Consider the following 6254-nt stretch of genomic DNA (forward strand, 5'->3'; position numbering starts at 1 on the left):
ACGATCAAATTGTCGTATTTTGCTTTCAAGGACTGTTCATGGATAACAACAAACCCGAAACCACTGACGTTGACACTAACGAAACAGTGTTAAAACCTCAGGCAAAGGACGACTCATCTCAAGCGACTAAAACGGCCCCAACGTTAAAACGCGCCCCAGGACCATCAAGCCGCCATCGTAAATTAGGTAGCTCATGGTGGGTTAGATTAAGTATTCTTATCAGCTGGTTAGCTGCCGGCACTGCGATTGCAGGATGTTACTGGTTATATTTGCAACTCAATAACCAGCAAATTCAACAACAAAAATTAGTGACTGACTTCTCTTCTGTTGAAGTAGGTAATCAGCAACTTAAACAAGAATTAAAGCAATCACTATCAACGCCAAATCAGCGTATTGCACTGTTAGAGCAGCAACAAAGTGATGATGCTAAAGCCTATCAGCAGCTTGTCTCATTGCAAAAAGCACATAAACAACTTCAAGAACGAGTGGCTATTGTTGCGCAGCGCAGTCCTAATCACTGGATGGCCTCAGAAGCAGAATACCTTGTGCGCATGGCCAGTCGTAAAATTTGGCTTGAGAAAGATCCTCAAACCGCAGCAAGTTTATTACAAGCCGCAGATAACCGAATTGAAGCGATGAAAGATCCCGCTTTACATCAACTTCGTAAAGCCCTAGCCCATGATATTGCTGCGACTCAAGCGATTAAAACGACCGACATAGCAGGTTCAGTCTATGCTATTGACGCCGTAATAGATCAAATCGCTAACTTACCGTTAAATAGAATCAACACAGAGATATCAGCTGACCCTTTAACCGAGCCACTGACAGATTCAATTGACGATTGGCAGACCAATTTATCTAAATCATTTAAACAGTTTGTTGAAGGCTTTATCACTATTAGACAACGCACCACAGATTTAGAACCGCTATTGCCCATAGAGCAACAGTGGTATTTAGTTGAAAATGTGCGCCTTAAGTTATTACAAGCTCAATTTTCGCTGCATAACTATGATGAGCAAGGCTATAAAAGTGCCATCGATTATGCCCAGCGATGGGTAAAACAATATTTTGATATGAGTGACCGCAATACACTCAACGTTTTAGCCCAGCTTGAAAAATTATCAGGCCTAACGATAGAGTCGATTAACACTAAACAATTTCAGTCCACACCTTTATTACAAGAGTTAATCACTTATGGACAAATGATGCCTGAAGAGGAGCCAACGCTATGATCAAACTGTTAGCGTATGTGCTTATCATTGTCTTAGGCTTATGCCTAACGCCTTATCTTTTAGCCACTAAAGGCTATATCTATATTGCAATTTGGGATTATCAAATTGAAACCAGCTTAGCCTTTGGACTACTGGTACTTTTTGCTATTTTTGTTTCATTTGAAGTGATTAAAAAAGCTTTAGTTTTTGTATTAACCCTAGTGCTCAATAGTCGTTTTTTACCTGAACGTTGGCGGATAAAGAAAGCCAAAAAGCAAACCTTAATAGGTGCTTTAGCATTGGCGGAAGAAGATTGGCCTGCTGCGGAAAAAGCCATGGCTAAAGGTGCTGAAAATGGTGAATTACCTGCATTAAACTATTTTGCAGCGGCTCGTGCGGCGCAACACCAGCATAAAATAGCTGAGCGAGATCGCTATCTCAGCCAGGCTCAAGCAGAGCCTTTAGCAAAAGCTGCAGCCCTAACAACTCGCACCCGTTATTTACTTCAGCAAGGTGAGTTAACTCAAGCACGTGCTTTACTTGATGAACTTGAACCAACCAGTAAAAGTAAAAATCCAATTTTAAAAATTGCAGCAGATTTATATCTCGCCCAGCAAGATTGGCCAGCGCTAAAATCGCTATTACCCATCTTAGCCAAGCGCCATATTTACCCTGAAGAACAGTTGCAAAAAATCTCGGTGCAAACGAATGTACAGCTCGTTAATAAAGCCGCTGAACAGACGTCAAACGATTTAGATAAATGCTGGGGTTGGTTTAGCAAATCTGAAAAAAATCAAACTGACACTTTTATTGCTTACTTGTACGGTCTATGTAAATTACAACGTAAAGACGAAGCACTTAAATTGTTATCTAAACAGTTAAAATCCAATCCAAAGGCAGCTTTATTTGATGCGACCGCAGTAATCGCAACCGCCCATGATCAAGACATCAGAAAGTCATTAGCTAAGCTTGAACACACCCATGAAAATGTGGTGAATTACCAAGAGTCTCTAGCAAAACTTGCTTTGCAAACACGGGAATTCAAACAAGCAAAAATGCATTTTAATAATGCCTGCCATATTGAGCCTACTCGCACTAGATGGTTAGCACTTGCACAAGTGCAAGAACAACTTGGTGACAATATAATGGCTTTACAAAGCTATCGAAACGCAGCGCACCTCAACGATTAACCGCTATTGATAAATGAAAATCTGCAGTGAATAGTGCAGATTTTCATTTTAAACTTTTCTGCTAAATTATGTTCCTGTTATTCATCGCAATCACAAACTCCCACATTGTTTTTTATCCATTCCTCCTTGATGTTTTTTACAAAATACAGGCTAAAATTACAGCATCAGTACTTACAAATAAGACAACAAAAAAATTACTTATACTTGTTTGAACTGAAGACCTTGATTTTAATGTTTTAGTATTAATTTTTGGCTTTTTTATAAAAATATTTCAGATAGTTATAATAATTGACGGCAATGTCAAAAAATTGACTGTGTTAAGGTTTTGAAATATAATTGTATGTTCTAATACAAATGTTGAAAGTGTGTCTAGAGAACCCTCTACGCACGCTCAATATAAGTTAATAATTTGTTAGGCATTTCTGGTTTTATTATAGCTGTTGGGAGCTAAAGATATGGGTACGTTAACAACTTCAAAAACGGGCACGTTGACTGAAACGCAAAGTAATATCAGTTTATCTGCAGACAATAAATTAACATCTGTTCAATTAGGACAAATAATTCCTTCTGAAAGTGTGTTAGTTTTTGATGATAATGCACGTTTTGTTATCACATTTGATGACGGTACTGTTTATTCAACAGACGGAGACACTCTCCCCCAATCAGCTTCAAGTGCAGAAATAGCTAACTTAGATGCGCTAGATGAAATTGAAGCTCTTCAAGCTTTAATCGCTTCCGGTGAAGATCCAACTGCCGAACTACCTGAAACCGCCGCTGGAACACCTACTGGCAATCAAGGTGATTCTGGCTTCGTATCTTTAGCGCGTACTGGTGATGAAACCATTGCTAATGCTGGATTTAATACTGCAGCCCAACCTGCAGCAGCTCCATTAGCACAAGACGATACCCCAATTACTCTTAATGACATTCCCTCTGTATTAGTGAATGACAGCCAAACTATCGCCGAAGATACAGTTGCTACTGGTAACGTATTAGATAATGACAGTGATATAGATTCAGACTTAGCCGTTGTCAGCTTTGAAGTAGAAGGCCAATCCTATGCCGCTGGCAGTGAAGTCACCTTAGAAAATGGCGTGCTGGTCATCAACGCTGATGGCTCATATACCTTTACCCCAAATGAAAACTGGAACGGTCAAGTCCCTGTTATCACTTACACCACCAATACTGGTTTAACTGCCACATTAACCATTGAAGTCACACCGGTTGATGATGCATCTGTTTTGGCAAATGACAGCCAAACTATCGCCGAAGATACAGTTGCTACTGGTAACGTATTAGATAATGACAGTGATGTAGATTCAGACTTAGCCGTTGTCAGCTTTGAAGTAGAAGGCCAATCCTATGCCGCTGGCAGTGAAGTCACCTTAGAAAATGGCGTGCTGGTCATCAACGCGGATGGGTCATACACCTTTACCCCAAATGAAAACTGGAATGGCAGCGTTCCGGTAATCACCTACACCACCAACACAGGCTTAACCGCAACTTTAAATATTGAAGTGACACCGGTTGATGATACCTCTGTATTGGCAAATGACAACCAAACTATCGCCGAAGATACAGTGGCTACTGGTAACGTATTAGATAATGACAGTGATGTAGATTCAGACTTAGCCGTTGTCAGCTTTGAAGTAGAAGGTCAATCCTATGCTGCTGGCAGTGAAGTCACTCTAGAAAATGGCGTGCTAGTCCTAAACGCTGATGGGTCATACACCTTTACCCCAAATGAAAACTGGAATGGTCAAGTTCCGGTTATCACCTACACCACCAACACAGGCTTAACCGCAACTTTAAATATTGAAGTGACACCGGTTGATGATGCCTCTGTATTGGCAAATGACAGCCAAACTATCGCCGAAGATACAGTGGCTACTGGTAACGTATTAGATAATGACAGTGATGTAGATTCAGACTTAGCCGTTGTCAGCTTTGAAGTAGAAGGTCAATCCTATGCTGCTGGCACCGAAGTCACGTTAGAAAATGGCATGCTTGTTCTAAACGCGGATGGTTCATATACCTTTACCCCAAATGAAAACTGGAATGGTCAAGTTCCGGTTATCACCTACACCACCAATACAGGCATAACCGCAACATTAACCATTGAAGTGACACCTGTTGATGATCCGACAGTTGCGCAAAATGACACGGCTACCACAACAGAAGACACCCCGGTTTCGGGCAATGTGTTAGATAACGACAACGATCCAGATTCTGATTTAGCAGTTGTTTCTTTTGAAGTAAACGGTGAGACCTACACAGCAGGCAATGAAGTCGAGCTTGAAGGCGGCGTACTTGTTATCAACGCGGATGGTTCATATACCTTTACCCCAAATGAAAACTGGAATGGTCAAGTTCCAGTTATCACCTACACCACCAATACCGGTACAACAGCTACGTTAACCATTGAAGTGACACCTGTAGGTGATCCAGCAACTATTACAGTTAACGACACAGATAAAGGCACCGTCACCGAAGACGGTAACTCAGACACTGATGCCGCCACGGTAGAAACTGTCACTGGCAAGTTAGATGTCACTGACGTGGATAATGGCGAAGCCGTATTCCAAGTACAAACTAATGTCGCCGATGGCAACTACGGTACCTTCTCAATTGATGCGAACGGTAACTGGACTTACACCCTAAACAACAGCCACATTGATGTGCAGTCGCTGACTGCGGGTCAAACCCTAGTGCGCACTATCACGGTTACCTCGAGTGATGGTACAGCATCGCACAATGTGCTTATTACCATTGTCGGCGCGAATGACCCAGCAGACATCACGGTCACCCCAGGTAACCCTGATTCAGATAAAGGCACTGTCACCGAAGACGGTAACTCAGACACTGATGCCGCCACGGTAGAAACTGTCACTGGCAAGTTAGATGTCACTGACGTGGATAATGGCGAAGCCGTATTCCAAGTACAAACCAATGTCGCCGATGGCAACTACGGTAGCTTCAGCATTGATGCGAACGGTAACTGGACCTATGTCCTTAATAACGACCACATCGATGTGCAATCTCTGACTGCAGGTCAAACCTTGACCCGTGACATCACCGTGACCTCAAAAGATGGCACGGCCACACACACTGTGACCATTACCATTGTGGGTGCGAACGATCCGGCTGACATTTCTGTCGGCACCGGCAACGGCGATAGCGACAAAGGCACGGTCACTGAAGACGGCGCCAGCGACAACGATGCCAATACCGTACAAACGGTCAACGGTAAGCTAGACGTCACTGACGTCGACACCGGCGAAGCCATTTTCCAAGTACAAACCAATGTCGCCGATGGCAACTACGGGACCTTCTCGATTGATGCGAACGGTAACTGGACTTACACCCTAAACAACAGCCACATTGATGTGCAGTCGCTGACTGCGGGTCAAGAGTTGATCCGATCCATCACCGTGACCAGTGCCGATGGCACGGCCACACACACAGTAACCATCACGATTGTGGGCACTAATGATGCACCTGAGTTCCGCTCAGGCTCAGATGTTGCTGGTGATACTGCTAACGTGGATGCCTATGATTTTGGTAGCTTAAATGAAGGTGCTAATGTCGGCACTATCGTCGGTACCGTCATTGCTGATGACCCTGATACAGGTGATAAATTAACCTACAGCTTTGCCGATGGCTCGTTGACTAATGGTGTATTCACCATCAATGCCACGACGGGTGTCATTACCCTTAATCAAGATATCGATGATGCCGATTTGGGCGCGTTCAATTTCAATGTTCTTGTCACCGACAGCACAGGAAAAACAGATACTGCCGCTGTGACCATTGATCTTAGCAATGTGAATGATGCCCCAGACGCGATTGCAAA

General features: G+C 43.0%; 3 protein-coding genes. All 3 read left to right on the top strand.

All coding sequences use genetic code 11. The features are described from left to right. Positions 1-38 precede the first annotated feature (38 nt). A complete protein-coding gene (locus tag NE535_RS15055) occupies positions 39-1232 on the top strand; it encodes a uroporphyrinogen-III C-methyltransferase (RefSeq protein ID WP_188843644.1) in 1194 nt (397 codons plus the stop codon). Continuing rightward, on the top strand, positions 1229-2401 hold the full coding sequence (locus NE535_RS15060) for a heme biosynthesis HemY N-terminal domain-containing protein (protein WP_261299431.1): 1173 nt from the start codon (positions 1229-1231) through the stop codon (positions 2399-2401). Before NE535_RS15055 ends, NE535_RS15060 begins: the two co-directional genes overlap by 4 nt. A 455-nt stretch (positions 2402-2856) precedes the next feature. Next, on the top strand, positions 2857-6254 hold a 3398-nt coding region (locus tag NE535_RS15065), incomplete at its 3' end, for a retention module-containing protein (protein WP_261299432.1).

Origin of the sequence: Shewanella holmiensis (assembly GCF_025370255.1) — a bacterium.
Classification (GTDB): Bacteria; Pseudomonadota; Gammaproteobacteria; order Enterobacterales; family Shewanellaceae; genus Shewanella; species Shewanella holmiensis.

Bases quoted from the DNA above. Each gene is read 5' to 3' on its own strand.
- NE535_RS15055 (WP_188843644.1), top strand. From the start codon at position 39: ATGGATAACAACAAACCCGAAACCACTGACGTTGACACTAACGAAACA.
- NE535_RS15060 (WP_261299431.1), top strand. From the start codon at position 1,229: ATGATCAAACTGTTAGCGTATGTGCTTATCATTGTCTTAGGCTTATGC.